Annotated in this window: 12 protein-coding genes and 1 pseudogene; 5 read left to right on the plus strand and 8 right to left on the minus strand. The window is 70.0% G+C overall.

Annotated elements, in window-relative coordinates; all coding sequences use genetic code 11:
• The first annotated feature begins 138 nt into the window (after positions 1-138).
• Entirely contained in the window at positions 139-1149 is a 1011-nt protein-coding gene (locus ACFY3L_RS25320; RefSeq protein ID WP_389328703.1) for a zinc-binding dehydrogenase, read from the plus strand.
• A 6-nt stretch (positions 1150-1155) separates the two neighbouring features.
• On the opposite strand, the gene ACFY3L_RS25325 is transcribed toward ACFY3L_RS25320, so the two are convergent.
• Both ACFY3L_RS25325 and ACFY3L_RS25330 read right to left on the minus strand, forming a co-directional pair.
• Positions 1156-1818, minus strand: a complete 663-nt coding sequence (locus ACFY3L_RS25325) for a DUF4253 domain-containing protein (protein ID WP_389328705.1) — start codon at positions 1816-1818, stop codon at positions 1156-1158.
• Complete coding sequence (locus ACFY3L_RS25330) at positions 1815-2474, minus strand: DUF4184 family protein (RefSeq protein ID WP_389328707.1); 660 nt, start codon at positions 2472-2474, stop codon at positions 1815-1817. Before ACFY3L_RS25330 ends, ACFY3L_RS25325 begins: the two co-directional genes overlap by 4 nt.
• Before the next feature lie 71 nt (positions 2475-2545).
• Here ACFY3L_RS25330 and ACFY3L_RS25335 point away from each other — a divergent pair, with 71 nt between their 5' ends.
• On the plus strand, positions 2546-3280 hold the full coding sequence (locus ACFY3L_RS25335; protein WP_389328709.1) for a GNAT family N-acetyltransferase: 735 nt from the start codon (positions 2546-2548) through the stop codon (positions 3278-3280).
• On the opposite strand, the gene ACFY3L_RS25340 is transcribed toward ACFY3L_RS25335, so the two are convergent.
• Both ACFY3L_RS25340 and ACFY3L_RS25345 read right to left on the minus strand, forming a co-directional pair.
• Positions 3277-3858 (minus strand): hypothetical protein, encoded by a 582-nt coding sequence (locus ACFY3L_RS25340; protein WP_389328711.1) that lies wholly within the window; start codon positions 3856-3858, stop codon positions 3277-3279. The genes ACFY3L_RS25335 and ACFY3L_RS25340 overlap by 4 nt on opposite strands.
• A 139-nt stretch (positions 3859-3997) precedes the next feature.
• Positions 3998-4333, minus strand: coding sequence for a hypothetical protein (locus ACFY3L_RS25345; RefSeq protein WP_389328713.1), 336 nt, complete (start codon positions 4331-4333; stop codon positions 3998-4000).
• Positions 4334-4384: 51 nt separating this feature from the next.
• On the opposite strand from ACFY3L_RS25345, the gene ACFY3L_RS25350 reads away from it, so the two are divergent.
• The gene (locus ACFY3L_RS25350) at positions 4385-6658 is read left to right on the plus strand and encodes an ATP-binding cassette domain-containing protein (protein ID WP_389328715.1); all 2274 of its coding nucleotides are present in this window, start codon (positions 4385-4387) and stop codon (positions 6656-6658) included.
• A gap of 837 nt (positions 6659-7495) precedes the next feature.
• Here ACFY3L_RS25350 and ACFY3L_RS25355 read toward each other — a convergent pair.
• Positions 7496-8422, minus strand: coding sequence for a zinc-binding alcohol dehydrogenase family protein (locus tag ACFY3L_RS25355; RefSeq protein ID WP_389328718.1), 927 nt, complete (start codon positions 8420-8422; stop codon positions 7496-7498).
• Between the two features lie 82 nt (positions 8423-8504).
• Here ACFY3L_RS25355 and ACFY3L_RS25360 point away from each other — a divergent pair, with 82 nt between their 5' ends.
• Positions 8505-8936 (plus strand): MarR family winged helix-turn-helix transcriptional regulator, encoded by a 432-nt coding sequence (locus ACFY3L_RS25360; protein ID WP_389328721.1) that lies wholly within the window; start codon positions 8505-8507, stop codon positions 8934-8936.
• Between the two features lie 578 nt (positions 8937-9514).
• Positions 9515-10405, plus strand: coding sequence for an NAD(P)-dependent oxidoreductase (locus ACFY3L_RS25365; protein ID WP_389328724.1), 891 nt, complete (start codon positions 9515-9517; stop codon positions 10403-10405).
• Positions 10406-10530: 125 nt separating this feature from the next.
• On the opposite strand, the pseudogene ACFY3L_RS25370 reads toward ACFY3L_RS25365, so the two are convergent.
• From ACFY3L_RS25370 to ACFY3L_RS25380, 3 genes and pseudogenes are all read right to left on the minus strand, one after another.
• A pseudogene (locus ACFY3L_RS25370) lies at positions 10531-10773 on the minus strand (AAA family ATPase); the annotation flags it as partial.
• A gap of 252 nt (positions 10774-11025) precedes the next feature.
• The gene (locus tag ACFY3L_RS25375; RefSeq protein WP_389328727.1) at positions 11026-11391 is read right to left on the minus strand and encodes a two-component system response regulator; all 366 of its coding nucleotides are present in this window, start codon (positions 11389-11391) and stop codon (positions 11026-11028) included.
• 298 nt (positions 11392-11689) lie between these two features.
• Positions 11690-14128 (minus strand): phosphoketolase, encoded by a 2439-nt coding sequence (locus ACFY3L_RS25380; RefSeq protein ID WP_389328730.1) that lies wholly within the window; start codon positions 14126-14128, stop codon positions 11690-11692.
• Between the last annotated feature and the right edge of the window lie 153 nt (positions 14129-14281).

The following is a 14281-nucleotide window of genomic DNA, read 5'->3' on the forward strand; positions in this document are numbered from 1 at the left end:
CCGAGATACCCGGATTTTCCCAACGGGGGGTGAGGTGAGGCCGGCCACCGCGGCAACCAAGAGGCATCGCTCGAGGACCGCTGGAGGACCGCTCGAGACGCCTTTCCGGGACGACGAGCGTCGCGTACGGTGACCGGCGTGCCCGCCGTCGAGATCGTGCTGCCCGGTCCCGTCGAGCCCGAAGGCATGGTGGTGCGCCGGAGGCCGGTGCCCGTGCCGGCGCCGCACGAGGCGCTCATCGAGGTCGAGGCGAGCGGCATGTCCTTCGACGACATGCTGATGCGTCGGGGCACGTGCCTGGACCGCCGCGCGTACCCGATGGTGCCGGGCCGCGACCTGGCCGGCGTCGTCATCGCGACCGGCGACGCGGCCGACCCGCGGCTCATCGGCCGGCGCGTCGCCGCCGTCGTGCCGGGCGGTGCCTGGGCCACCCACGTGACCGTCGACGCCGGCGCGCTCACGTCCGTGCCGGAGCCGCTCGGCGCCGTGGACGCGGTGGCGCTCGCGTATCCCGGCCTGCTCGCCCGGTACATGCTGCACGACGTCGCCCGGGTCCAGCCCGGACAGGTGGTCGTGGTGCCAGGCGCACCGGGCTGGGTCGGCACGGTGCTCGTCCAACTCGCCCGGCGGGCCGGTGCGCGGGTCATCGGAGTGTCCAGTACCCGCCAGCTCGCCGAGACCACGGAGCTGGACTTCGAGCCGGTCGACCACTGGACCGAGGACGTCTTTGCCCGGGTGCGGCAGCTCGCGCCGGGCGGTGTCGACGCGGTGTTCGACTCGATCGGCGGGCCGAACCTGGCCGAGTCGTGGGAGCAGCTCGGCCCGACCGGGATCCTGGTGTCGTACGGGCACAACTTCACCCGTGACATGACCGGCGACCCCGCGGAGCTGCAAGCCGCGCTGACCGCCCAGCTCGCTGCGTGGACTGCGGCGTCGCCCGGGCGCCGGGCCAGCGCCGTGGACCTGTTCGCCGCGGGGCGACCCGACCCGGCGTGGACCAGCACCGTCCTCAGTGGACTGTTCGCAGCCGCCGCCGAGGGCCGGCTGCGCCCGTACGTCGCGGCGACGTTCCCGCTGACGGACGCTCCGGCTGCGCTGCGTGCGCTCGAGACCGGTGGCCAGGTCGGCCGGCTCGTCCTGACCCCCTAACCGGGGTCAGTCCCACCAGGCGCGCCACACCGTCGCGTGGCTGAGGCTCAAGGCCAGGTCGGTCAGCGTGTCCGCACCGTAGAAGTCGTATTCACCGTCGTTGTACACGCGGTACTCCGCGGCGAGCCTGAGCGCGCCGGCCCGGTCCCGCGGCGGCCACCGCACCTTGAACTCGGCGGTCGTGCTGGTCATCGCGACGAGCTCGGCGCCGTACCGGGCGTGGAAGTGTCTGAGGATCGCCGCGTGCTCGGCCGGCGCCGGGTAGCCGTTCCACCCGCCGCAGTGCAGCGCGAGCGGCACCTGCCACGGCGCCGCGACGGGCACCAGCGCGACGAACACCTCCTCGGCGTAGTAGGCGACGCCGAACCCCGGCAGCTCCGGCCGCGGCCGCCACTCGCCCTCACCGCGCAGCTCGGCGCGGACCGTTTCGGCGTAGTCGCCGTAGACGGCGAGCCGCGACTCGAGCCACTTCGCGAGCAGCTCCGCGCCGTCGTACCGCAGGGCCGCCTCCTCCTGCGGCGTCCGGATCCCGAACGGCGTCAACTCCTCCGGCGTCTCCGGTGTCATCAGCACCGGCCACAGCCCGGTGCCGCGGTGCTGCACCCGCAGCCGCCACCACCATTCGAGGGCGTCCTCGCCGGGCACCAGGAACCCCTGCGGAGCTGTCATGATCGGCACGATACCGCCCACGACGCGGCCAGCAGACCCGCGCCGGCGGCGCAGAGCAGCCTGACGCCGGTCGTGTGCGGCAGGGACGCGCCAGGCAGGAGCGGCGTGATCGCGGCCGGCGGCAGCGTCACCGCGCAGGCCACCGTCCAGAACGGCAGCGGCCGACGGCGGCACGGTGGCGGGTCGCCGTGCCAGCGGCGCAGCAACCGGCCACGGCGGATCGACAGGACCACGGCGGCGAGACCGGCAGCGCCGAGCACGTGCATGACGTACTCCGACCAGGGCACCGCGAACTCCAGCCGGTCAAGGGCGAGATGACTCGCCGCGCCGAGCAGCGCCGACGACACGGTGACCGGCCACGCCGGCCGGTGCGACCCGAGCACCCCGTAGTCACCGGCGGCCGGCAGGTGCGCGGCGAGCACCGGCGCCGCCCGCCGCGTCAGCCACGCGACCGCCACGGCGGCCGGCAGGCACCACGCGACGAGCCCCGCCGGCTGATGCGACAGCGGCCAGACCGGCAGCCCGGAGCCGTCCAGCGCGTACGCGAGGTCCGGCGCCACCGAACCGGTGACGAGCGCCACCCCGTCGAACCAGCGCGGCCGCCACACCTTCAGCGGCAGCACGGCGGCGGGGTGGGTGGGCAGCGTCAGGGGCACCAGCGCGACGGTAGCGACGGCCGGTGGTGGCGGGGCGCCGGAACCGTGAAGATTCGGCAAGGATGTGGACCATGACGACGATCGAGGAGGCGCCGCTGCGGCAGGCGCGCAACTCCGCCGCGTTCTGGGCCGCGACCGGGCGGGCCCGCGGGCACGAGGTGGTCCGCCGCCCCGGATACCTCGCCGTGGTCGGCGACGCGCGGGCGGGCGTGCGGGTGCTGATCCAGCGGGCCGGGCTCGACGCCGGTGAGGTAGCCGAGATCACCGAGCTGGCGGCGCAGGCACCCGGGCCGGTCGACGTCGAGGACCCGTTCAGCGCGACGGACCTCACCCATCTCGGCATGCGCACCTGGCAGATGCCCGTCATGCTGCGCGGGCCGGGGCCCGTGGGCGTGCCGGCGATGGACGTCATCCGAGTCCGCGCCGAAGTGGACCTCCAGTCGGCCGAGCGTGCCGTGATCGACGGCTTCGAGCTGAGCCGGTTCACGCCGTACAAGAGCGGCGAACTCTTCCCGAACGCCTTGGTCGAACAGCCCGGCGTGGACGTCTTCGTCGCGCGGCTCGACGGGGAGGTCGCCGGGGCGTGCGTCACCGTCCTCGACGACGGGCTCGGCAGTTACTACTGGGTCGGCACCCCGCCGAGGTTCCGCTCCCGTGGCGTGGGGCGGGCCGTCATGCTCGGCTCGCTCGCGCACCTGACGGAGGTGCCGGTCACGCTGACCGCCTCGCGGCTGGGTCGCCCCCTGTACGAGTCGCTCGGCTTCACCGTCACGTCCCCGGCGACGTGGTGGTCGTCCACTCCTTAGGACACCGTGAGGTACCACCAGGTCTCGCGCTCGTCGTCCATCGCGAGCACCTGCTCGTCGGCGGGCGGCAGCGGCACCGGCATCGCCCCGGTCCGCGCCACGATCTCCCGCAGCCGCCCCACCTGGCCGGCGACGCCCTCGGTCACCCGGCCGCCCACGAGGATGTCGCAGCCCAGGGTGTACCAGAGGGCGATGAGCCGCACGTCGCCGCCGCGGTCGGCGGCTTCGGCGACGGCGAGGACCGCGTCGGCCAGCGCGACCGGCCGTGGTGGGACGGCGTCCGCGCCGGACAGCTCCCCGGCCTCGACCATCCGCCGCCACAGTGCGGTGCCGGCGTCGCAGTACAGCAGCGGCGGCTCGACGTAGCCGTCCCCCAGCTCCGAGTCGGCGTCCTCGGCGTCGTCGACCGTCCGCAGCGCCGTGAACTCCGTCAACCCGTCGAAGTACCCGCGCCGCCGTGCGTAGCCGGGATGCCGGGCAACCGGGAACTCGTACACGAACCGCCGCCGCCGCAACAGGTCGATGTCGCGGAAGTGCGTGATCGCCCCGTCGAACCGCCGCCCGAACGCCAGCGGCACCGCGAACCAGTCACACGGCCTGTCGTCGTCCGGGCGGTGGTGCGCGTCCAGGAGCCGCCATCGTGGATGGTGAGGGGGCAGTCGGTGGTGCCGGCGATCGACAGCGTGCCGTCGGTCGTCGCGAAGTGGATCAGGCGGCTCACGACGGCGCCGCCGTAGACGTACAGCATCGTGGCGTCGACGCTGACGACGGCCGCCCGCGGGGTGCCGGTGACCGTGAGGGCGAACGTCTCGGGGCGTCCTCGTCGAGGTCCAGCGTGCCGCCGACGGTGAGGTCGCCGTCGATCACGAACGCCGTCAGCTCGTCCGTGCTGCCGACGCCGGCCAGCCTGTACAGGTCGCCGCCCGTGAAGTCGCCGTCGACGTGGACGTCGCCGCGCCGTACCAGCGCCGCGTCGAACTCGACGTCGAACTCCTCGAACGGGCTCGGCGCCAACACCGCGCCCGCATCGTCGAACTTCTCCCAACGTGTCATCAGCGCAACGTAGCGGCCGAAAATGTCGGGGGGTCCCGCTATGGTGGCCCGGTGCATGTGGCAGACAGTCATGACCTGATCAAGGTCCACGGGGCCAGGGAAAACAACCTGAAGGACGTCAGCGTCGACATCCCGAAGCGCCGGCTGACGGTGTTCACCGGGGTGTCGGGGTCTGGCAAGAGCTCGCTGGTGTTCGGCACGATCGCCGCGGAGTCGCAGCGGCTCATCAACGAGACCTACAGCGCGTTCGTGCAGGGCTTCATGCCGAGCCAGGGCCGGCCGGACGTCGACCTGCTCGAAGGGCTCACCACGGCGATCATCGTCGACCAGGAGCGGATGGGTGCCAACTCCCGCTCCACGGTGGGCACCGCGACCGACGCGAATGCCATGCTGCGGATCGTGTTCAGCCGCCTCGGCGTGCCGAGCGCCGGGCCGTCGTTCCACTACAGCTTCAACGTGCCCGCCGGCGCGTGCCCCCGCTGCGAGGGTATGGGCACCGCCAACGACATCGACCTCGACGAGCTGTTCGACCGGGACAAGTCGCTGAGCGAGGGTGCGATCACCATCCCGGGTTACAGCGTCGACGGCTGGCTCGTGCGGATCTTCACCGCGTCCGGCTTCGTCGACGCCGACAAGCCCATCCGCGACTACACCGATCAGGAGCTGCACGACTTCCTCTACAAGGAACCCGTGAAGGTCAAGATCGAGAACATCAACATGACCTATGAGGGGCTCATCCCCAAGGTCCAGAAGGGGTTCCTGCAGAAGGACAAGGAGGCGCTGCAGCCGCACCTGCGCGCGTTCGTGGAGCGGGCGGTCACGTTCACGGCCTGCCCCGAGTGCGGCGGCACCCGGCTCAACAAGGCGGCGCTGGAGTCGCGCATCGACGGCATCAACATCGCCGACGCGTGCGCGATGCAGATCAGCGACCTCGCCGACTGGGTCCGCGGCATCAAGGACCCCGCGGTGGCGCCGCTGCTGGCGACCCTGCAGCAGACGCTGGACTCGTTCGTGGAGATCGGCCTCGGCTACCTGTCGCTGGACCGGCCGTCGGGCACGCTGTCCGGCGGTGAGGCGCAGCGCACCAAGATGATCCGGCACCTCGGGTCGAGCCTCACCGACGTGTCGTACATCTTCGACGAGCCGACCGTCGGGCTGCACCCGCACGACATCCAGCGGATGAACGGGCTGCTCCAGCGCCTCCGCGACAAGGGCAACACGGTCCTCGTCGTCGAGCACAAGCCCGAGACGATCGCGATCGCCGACCACGTCGTCGACCTCGGCCCCGGCGCGGGCAGCGCCGGCGGCACGGTCTGCTTCGAGGGCACCGTGGAGGACCTGCGGGCCAGCGACACGCTGACCGGCCGCCACCTCGACTACCGGGCTTCTTTGAAGGCCGACCCGCGCAAGGCGACGGGTGCGCTGCCCATCCGCAACGCGAGCCGGCACAACCTGCAGGACGTGAGCGTCGACGTGCCGCTGGGCGTGCTGGTCGTCGTCACCGGCGTGGCGGGGTCGGGCAAGAGTTCCCTCATCCACGGCTCGGTGCCCAAGGGCGCGGGGGTCGTCTCCGTCGACCAGACCGCGATCCGCGGCTCCCGGCGCAGCAACCCGGCGACGTACACCGGCCTGCTCGACCCGATCCGTGCCGCCTTCGCCAAGGCCAACAAGGTGAAGCCGGCCCTCTTCAGCGCCAACTCGGCGGGCGCCTGCCCCAACTGCAACGGCAACGGCGTCATCTACACCGACCTGGCCATGATGGCGGGCGTCGCCACCGTCTGCGAGGAGTGCGAGGGCAAGCGTTTCCAGGCCGCCGTCCTCGAGTACAAGCTGGGCGGCAAGGACATCAGCGAGGTCCTGGCGATGTCGGTGACGGAGGCCGAGTCGTTCTTCGCCGCCGGCCACGCGAAGTCGGCCGCCGCCCACGCCATCCTGCACCGCATGGCCGACGTCGGCCTCGGCTACGTCACCCTCGGCCAGCCGCTCACCACCCTCTCCGGCGGCGAGCGCCAGCGGCTCAAGCTGGCCATCCACATGGCGGAGAATGGCGGCATCTACGTCCTGGACGAGCCGACGACCGGCCTGCACCTCGCCGATGTCGAGCAGCTGCTGAAGCTCCTCGACCGCCTCGTCGACTCGGGCAAGTCCGTCATCGTCATCGAACACCACCTGGCCGTCATGGCCCGCGCCGACTGGATCATCGACCTCGGCCCCGGCGCCGGCCACGACGGCGGCCGCCTCGTCTTCGAGGGCACGCCGGCCGACCTGGTCGCCGCCCGCTCCACCCTCACCGGCGAGCACCTGGCCCAGTACGTCGGCGCTTGACCTCGACCCACCGAGGGCACCGAGACGTGACGAGTCGACGGGTATGGGCAATGCCTTCCGCGCTGGGATGATGGGAGCTCTCCAGGCTTCCGTCATCCTGCTCGAGAGGGCATCTCGCAGGTGCGATTGTTGGACATGACACAGGATCAGCAGGAGCCGGTGAGCGGCGAGCGACGGTTGCTGAGCCGCCGAGTCGCCCTGACAACCATGGGTACGGTGCCGGTTCTCACGGTCGCGGCGTCGGTCCTGAGGGCTACCGAGGCCGCGGCGGCGAACATCAATCCGTCGGCGCCGCGCCAGACAATCCGGGGCTTCGGCGGCATGGCCCACGCGGCCTGGATCGGTGGCCTCACCGCGGCCCAGCGGACCACGGCGTTCGGTGTTCAGGTGTCCTGGCAACCTGCGCCGGCGCGCTCCCGGCAGCGCGCACCTGGATGCACGCGGGTGGTCGGGAGCGGTGACGGTAAACCGGGTCCTGCCGCACAGGGCAGCTGCTGGCGCGGGCCGACGTGCCGGCGGGATGTTCGAACATCAGTGCAGCTCCCAGCGGTCGACGAGATCGACTCGGTGGTCTGGCGGCTGGCCGTGAACGCGGCCACCTGCGGCAGATCGGCGCCCCCGCTGGTTGGCCGTCGCGAAGATCAACGTTGCCGTGCGGACCGCTTCGCGCACGCTCGCCGATGCCGGCTACCTGCGATCGTGACCGAGTCTGCCGCCGCCACGGCAGACGACCTGGGGGTCAGCTCGCCAAAGCTCCTCGCCGACGGCGTGGTCACTGACCCGGGTCGACGCTGTCATCCGCACCGCACCAGAGAGACGGGTGCTTGACCGGCTGCGCTACGGCACCACGACGATGCGGCCGTCGGTGTTGGCGGTCCACGCCTGGGCGACCTCGGCCAGCGGCACGGCCTGGGCCCGCACGTCGATCGCGCCCTCGGTGACCGCCGCGGCCAGCTCCGGCAGCTCGGCGATGAAGTCGCGGGCGGGCACGGACCCGATGCCGCTGCCGAGCACCTGCAGGCGGGCCGAGCGCAGCGCAACTGACGGCAGCGGCGCGGTCGGCCCGGCCATCGACCCGATCTGGATCCAGGTCAGCGGGGCCGACCGGTCGGTCCGGGCGGTGAGCATCGGGATCATCGCCCGGGCGGCCGGCTCGCCCCAGACGTAGTCGAGGACGACGTCGGCGTCTGCAGCCCGCTCGAGCTGCTCGAACGTGCAGACCTCGTCGGCCCCGAGCGCGGGCAGCGCGGCGAGGCGCTCCGGGTCCCGCCCGGCGGCGATCGCCTGCGAAGCCCCGAACAACTTCGCGATCTGGACCGCCATCCGCCCGGCATTCCCCGTCGCGCCGACGACGAGCACCCGCTGGCCGGGCTGAAACGCGACACGCCGACGCAGCGCCACCCACGAGGACATCCCCGGGTTCATGGCCGCGGCAATGCGGACCGGGTCTACGCCGTCGGGCAGGACCACGCTGCGGCGAGCGTCGATGACGGTGCGCTCGGCGAACGTCCCGACCCGGGTGTCGTCGAGCACGGCGTAGCGCAGCCGCCCGTCCCGGTCGCGCACGACGCCGTCGACACCCGGCACGAGCGGGAGCACGCCGGCCCCGCTGTAGTGCGCGCCGGTGGCCTTGCCGCGGGTCAGGTGGTGCAGCCCGGCCGCGAGTACCTCGACGACCATCTCGCCGTCGCCGGTGGCGACCGGCTCCGGGTGGTCGCGGTAGACCGGCGGGGCGTCGAACGCAGTGAGCACGGCAGCGCGCATGAAGACCTCCAGGGAGTTAGTTGGTAATCCCAACAACACTAGGATGGTTGGTAATCCAAACTATGTCAACTACGATGGTCAGGTGACTTCCGAGGACTCCGTGCACGCGCTGATCGACGCACTGGTGCGCAGCACCTTCCAGGTGACGGCCGTGCTCACGCGCATCGGCACCGAGCACGACCTGTCGCTGACGCAGTTGCGGGTGCTGGGCATCCTGCGCGACCGGCGCCCGCGGGTGACGGAACTCGCCGCGTACTTGGGCCTGGACAAGTCGACGATGTCCGGCCTGATCGACCGCGCCGAACGCCGCGGCCTGCTGGCCCGTGGGCGCAGCGCGCACGACGGCCGTGCCGTCGAGGTGTTCCTGACCACGGCCGGCCGGGAACTCACGCACCGCCTGGACGCCGAGATCGAGCGCACCCTCGCCCCCGCGATGCACCGGTTGCGTCCCGAGCAGCGCGTCCAGCTGCTCGACCTGCTCCGCCCCCTGCTGGAGCCCACCAACGCCGAGTGAGTTCCAGGAACAATATTCGCGCCTGTCATGCACAGGCCGGCCCGTTCACGCCACGCCGGCCGGCTCAGGTCGACGGAGCCGCGGTCGATAGGCCGCAGGTGAGCGTCGACCCGCTGCAAGCGGCTCGGCGAGCAGTCACGGTCGCGGCTGCCGGCGCACTGCGGTTACGGTCTGCTGGTCCAGGAAGCCGCGCATGCTGGTGCCCGCCCTGACGGTTGTGGCATTCATCGATTCGACCGGTATCGGTGCGCTGGTGCAGGCCTACCGTGACGCTGGCTCCACGCCCAACTCCAGCACCGCCCGATCCAGCCGCTATGACCGAGTCGTCCCTGGAGAAGACCCATTCCTCGTTGAGATCACGTCAATGCAATAGCGCCAGTCGTCGAAGCGACCAAGCGCGCGCTGGACGTTGGTTGGTGCAGCGCGAAGGGTCTTGACGGCAAGATCCGTTACCCAGGTGATCTTTGTGGTGAATCGCTGTGCTCCGGTACATCGGCGGCGGTGCGGCGGGTACGCGTTCCGAATCATCAGGACGCTGTAGCGCCAGGTGCCGGGCGCTCTGCACGAGGAGGAATGCCATGGCCGCTGTCGGTTTCGTGGGCCTCGGGGACATGGGTTCTCGCATGGTCCCCCATCTGTTGCGCGCCAACCACCGGGTGGGTGTCTTCGACGTCGTGCCGGAGCGGATTGATGCGATGACGGCGCTGGGAGCTGTCGGGGCTGACAGCCCGGCGGCAGCAGCCCGTGACGCTGATGTGGTGCTGAGTGCTGTGATGTCCGCCGACATACCGGGGGCGCATCTGGGGGAGGGTGGCATTCTCGCCGGAATGCGACCCGGAGCAGCCTTGGCCGTCCTGTCGACCACGACTCCAGCCATGCTGCAGTCGCTCGCATCGCAGATGCCGGCAGGCGTTCACCTCGTCGACGCTCCGCTCATCGGTGGCGTGCGGTACGCCTCAGAAGCCGCGCTGACCGTGCTGCTGGCCGGCTCCGACGATGCGACGGCCTTGGCCGAGCCGATCCTGGACACTTTTGGGCAGGTCGTTCGTGTCGGGCCGCTCGGATCCGGCGTGGCTTACAAACTGATCACCAATGTGGTCGTCATGGCTGCCGAGGCGGGGCTGCGTGAAGCCCTCGACCTGGCTGACGTTCTGGGCTGTTCGTACCAGACCACGCTCGATCTGCTGGCCCGCGGTCCGATGGCGGCGGTGGTGAAGCGTGCGTTGGATCGCGACAATCCGCGTGCCCTTCGCGACTCGGCCGTCGACTTCGATGTGCTGCTGGCTGCCGGCGGAGAAGACAACCTGCCGATCTCGGCGGCCGGGCGTCGCCGTCTCTGGGCCGCGACGGAAGCCACTTCACCGCCGCCCGTTTTCGTCGATTTGACCTCCCACGCCACAGCCCTTCCCAGGTTCCGCAACCAGCCAAGACGAGGACAAGCAGACGAACCGGGTCTGCACAGCGAATAGGGTTGCCGCCATCTCCACTTTCCGCACTGCGGATCCCAACTGCGGATCCGACACGGTGCAGCAGCACCCGCCCAGGTGGTACGCGACCTGTCGTCGACACATCGGTAGGTCGGCGATGTCGCCGTCTCGTCGATGCGGTTGAGGAACTCCGGGCGGAAGTATTCGCGGAGTGCCGTCATGACCGCGCCGCGGGCCTCGTCGGTGAGCTGCCCGTCCGATGTGACGCCCTGCGGGAGGTGCTGCGATCCGAGGTTGCTGGTCATGATGACGACGGTGTTGCGGAAGTCGACGGTGCGCCCTTGCGCGTCGGTGAGTCGTCCGTCGTCGAGCAGCTGCAGCAGAGTGTTGAACACGTCGGGGTGGGCCTCGCGGCGTGCCGGCCACCGCGGCCGCCCGGGCGTACGCCGCAAGGACGCCCGGAACGACTCCCATCCACCCGGACCACTCAAGATCCAGGTTCCAGGTGTCCAAGGTCAGGGGTTGACTCCCATGCCCGGTGACACGCTCAACGCCACCGCGGTCGCGGCCGGCGACGCGTGTCCACAGTTCACCAGAAACCACTGACCGAATCCCCGTCAAGGTCGGCGCGGCACCGAACCGCGCACCCGCAACGAAACAGTTCATTTGCCTTCGAGCAGAGAATTCACGCGCCGGATCAGGTCGTCGGGCTCGAACGGTTTCGCCATGACAGCGGCCAGGAAGGGCAGATCCTGGTGAAGATCGGCCGGGTCGACGGAGCCGCTGACCATCATCACCGGGATCTCGGCAGTGTCGGGATCCGCGGCGAGCTCTCGGCACAATTCGGCTCCCGTCATCCGCGGCATCGACCCGTCGGTGACGACCAAACCCGGCCGACGGGCACGAGCCTCAGCGAGCGCCTGCACTCCGTCGTCGACGGCGATGACGGTGTGCCCGGCCCGTCGCAACACCAGAGCAATCAGCGACCTGACATCAGCGTTGTCGTCGGCGACCACGATCAGGGCCATCCCGGCCACCCACCCAACCTCCCGCCTCCACTCCGGTAGGCCCCCCGGCGCACATCGCGAAGGTGTGGACGCTGCTGGCCGAACTCGGCGTCACGCTCGCCGACGAGCCTGCTACCGTGACGCCTGCACCACCCGGCGGCGGCAGGTAACCATGCTCCGCGAAAGCGGGGAACCTCACGGGCGCTGACACCAGACGCACCAGGCGTCGCCGATCTCGCGAGGACGAACGGGGCGATGGATCGGCTGATCGTCGTGGTCGGATGGCAGTACACCGTGGCGACGCGGCTGTCGTGCGGGATCAGGGCTCAGGTTCGCGCAGCGGCGGGTTGTCGATGCTTGTAGTGGGTCCTGGTTCCTGCGACCACTGCCAGTTGCGGACCTCGGGCAGGTCTTCACCGTGGGTCCGAATGTACTGCCGATGCTCGATCAGCTTGTTCCTGAGACGCTCCCGGTAGTGCCCGGCGGTGGCCTGCAGCCGGGGAACCCGATCGATCACGTCGATGGCGAGGTCGAAGCGATCGATCCCGTTGAGCACGCACATGTCGAAGGGTGTGGTGGTGGTGCCCTCTTCGATGTACCCGCGTACGTGCAGTTGCTCGTGGTTGGTGCGCCGGTAGGTCAGCCGGTGGATCAGCCAGGGGTAGCCGTGGTAGGCGAAGATGATCGGGCGGTTGGTGGTGAAGAGCGAGTCGAACTCGGTGCTGGACAGTCCGTGCGGGTGTGTCTGGTCGTCCTGCAGCCGCATGAGGTCGACGACGTTGACCACCCGGATCCGCAGGTCCGGAAACCACTCGCGCAGGATCTGGACCGCCGCGAGCGTCTCCATCGTCGGTACGTCGCCGGCGCATCCCAGCACCACGTCCGGGTCGGTGCCCTCGTCGGTGCTCGCCCACTGCCAGATGCCGATGCCCTTGGTGCAGTGCACGATCGCGTCGTGCATGTTCAGGTACTGCAGCTGTGGTTGCTTGCCTGCCACGATGACGTTCACGCACTGCCGGCTTTGCAAGCAGTGACTCGTTACCGACAGCAGCGTGTTCGCGTCCGGCGGTAGGTAGACCCGGATCGTCTCCGCTTTCTTGTTCACCACATGGTCGATGAAGCCGGGGTCCTGGTGGGAGAATCCGTTGTGGTCCTGTCGCCACACGTGGCTGGTCAGTAGGTAGTTCAGCGAGGCGATCGGGGCCCGCCACGGGATGCCGTTGGTGGTCTTCAACCATTTGGCGTGCTGGTTGAACATCGAGTCGACGATGTGGATGAAGGCCTCGTAGCAGGAGAAGAACCCGTGCCGGCCGGTCAGCAGATAGCCCTCCAGCCACCCCTGGCAGGTGTGTTCGGAAAGGATCTCCATCAGCCGCCCGTCGGGCGCGAGGTTGTCGTCGCCCGCCTTGATCCTGGCGTTCCAGGTCCGGTCGGTCGCCTCGAGTATGGCGCTGAGCCGGTTGGAGTTGTTCTCGTCGGGGGCGAAGACCCGGAAGTTGGTCATGTTGTCGCGCATCACGTCGCGCAGGAACTCACCCAGTACGCGGGTCGACTCGACTGCTCCGGTGCCCGGATGTTCGACCGGGACGGCGTAGTGACGGAAGTCCGGCATCCGCAGCTGCCGCATCAGGATGCCGCCGTTGGCGTGCGGGTTGGCGCTCATGCGGCGGCTGCCGAGGGGATGCAGGTCGCGTATCTCGGGCACTGGGACGCCCGAGGGGTCGAAGAGGTCCTCGGGCCTGTAGCTGCGCAGCCATTCCTCCAGCAGCGCCAGGTGTGTCGCGTCCTCCCGCGCGTTGCCGAACGGCACCTGGTGTGAGCGCCACGTGCCCTCCACGGGTTGTCCGTCGACCTCCTTCGGGCCCGTCCATCCCTTCGGCGATCGAAGGATGATCATCGGCCACCGGGGTCGTTCGGTGCGGCCGTCGTGGCGGGCACGCAGCTGGATTTCCGCGATCTGGTCGAGGCAGCGGTCCAGTGCGGCCGCGAAGTCCTGGTGCATCTGCTCGGGATCCGAGCCCTCGACGACGTACGGCGTGTGGCCGTAACCGCGCATCAGGTCATCGAGTTCTTCCGGCTCGATCCGTGCGAGCACGGACGGGCTGGCGATCTTGTACTCGTTGAGGTGGAGAATCGGCAGCACGGCGCCGTCACGGGCCGGGTTGATGAACTTCGACGAGTGCCAGCTCGCCGCCAGCGGACCGGTTTCGGCCTCGCCGTCGCCGACCACCGCGGCGACGATGAGGTCCGGGTTGTCGAACGCCGCGCCGTAGGCGTGCGCCAGCGCGTACCCGAGCTCGCCGCCCTCGTGGATCGAGCCTGGCGTTTCGGGCGCGACATGGCTCGGGATGCCCCCAGGGAACGAGAACTGGGTGAACAGCCGCTTCATCCCCGCCTCGTCCTGCGTGATGTCGGTGTAAGTCTCGCTGTAGGTCCCCTCGAGCCAGGCGGACGCCACAGGCCCCGGGCCGCCGTGGCCGGGCCCCATCACGTACATCGCGTTGAGATCACGGTGGCTGATGCAGCGGTTGAGGTGCGCGTACATGAAGTTGAGTCCGGGTGTCGTGCCCCAGTGCCCGAGCAGGCGCGGCTTGATGTGTTCGGGACGCAGCGGCTGGCGCAGCAAGGGGTTGTCCATGAGGTAGATCTGCCCCACCGACAGATAGTTCGCGGCGCGCCACCACGCGTCGATCCGGCTGAGCTGACTCGGATTCAGGGGCCGTTGAACCGTGCGTGTCGCCGTCTGCGTCTGCTGCATGTCCGCTCGTCCTTTCACCCTCCAGGCCCGCGGTCACCTACAGCCCGCAAGGCGTCCCAGACACGCAGCCACGGTAGCCGGACACGGTTCCCGCCGACCTCGCTCTCTCTGGGCGCAATGCTGCGTCACCTCAGTTGGGCATTCCCGGCGAAC

The organism is Dactylosporangium sp. NPDC000521 (genome assembly GCF_042898305.1).
In the GTDB taxonomy this organism is placed as follows: Bacteria; Actinomycetota; Actinomycetes; order Mycobacteriales; family Micromonosporaceae; genus Dactylosporangium.

Coding starts and splice junctions, on each gene's coding strand:
- ACFY3L_RS25375 (WP_389328727.1), bottom strand. CDS start 11,391: ATGGCCCTGATCGTGGTCGCCGACGACAACGCTGATGTCAGGTCGCTG.
- ACFY3L_RS25335 (WP_389328709.1), top strand. CDS start 2,546: ATGACGACGATCGAGGAGGCGCCGCTGCGGCAGGCGCGCAACTCCGCC.
- ACFY3L_RS25345 (WP_389328713.1), bottom strand. CDS start 4,333: ATGACACGTTGGGAGAAGTTCGACGATGCGGGCGCGGTGTTGGCGCCG.
- ACFY3L_RS25325 (WP_389328705.1), bottom strand. CDS start 1,818: ATGACAGCTCCGCAGGGGTTCCTGGTGCCCGGCGAGGACGCCCTCGAA.
- ACFY3L_RS25355 (WP_389328718.1), bottom strand. CDS start 8,422: ATGCGCGCTGCCGTGCTCACTGCGTTCGACGCCCCGCCGGTCTACCGC.
- ACFY3L_RS25380 (WP_389328730.1), bottom strand. CDS start 14,128: ATGCAGCAGACGCAGACGGCGACACGCACGGTTCAACGGCCCCTGAAT.
- ACFY3L_RS25365 (WP_389328724.1), top strand. CDS start 9,515: ATGGCCGCTGTCGGTTTCGTGGGCCTCGGGGACATGGGTTCTCGCATG.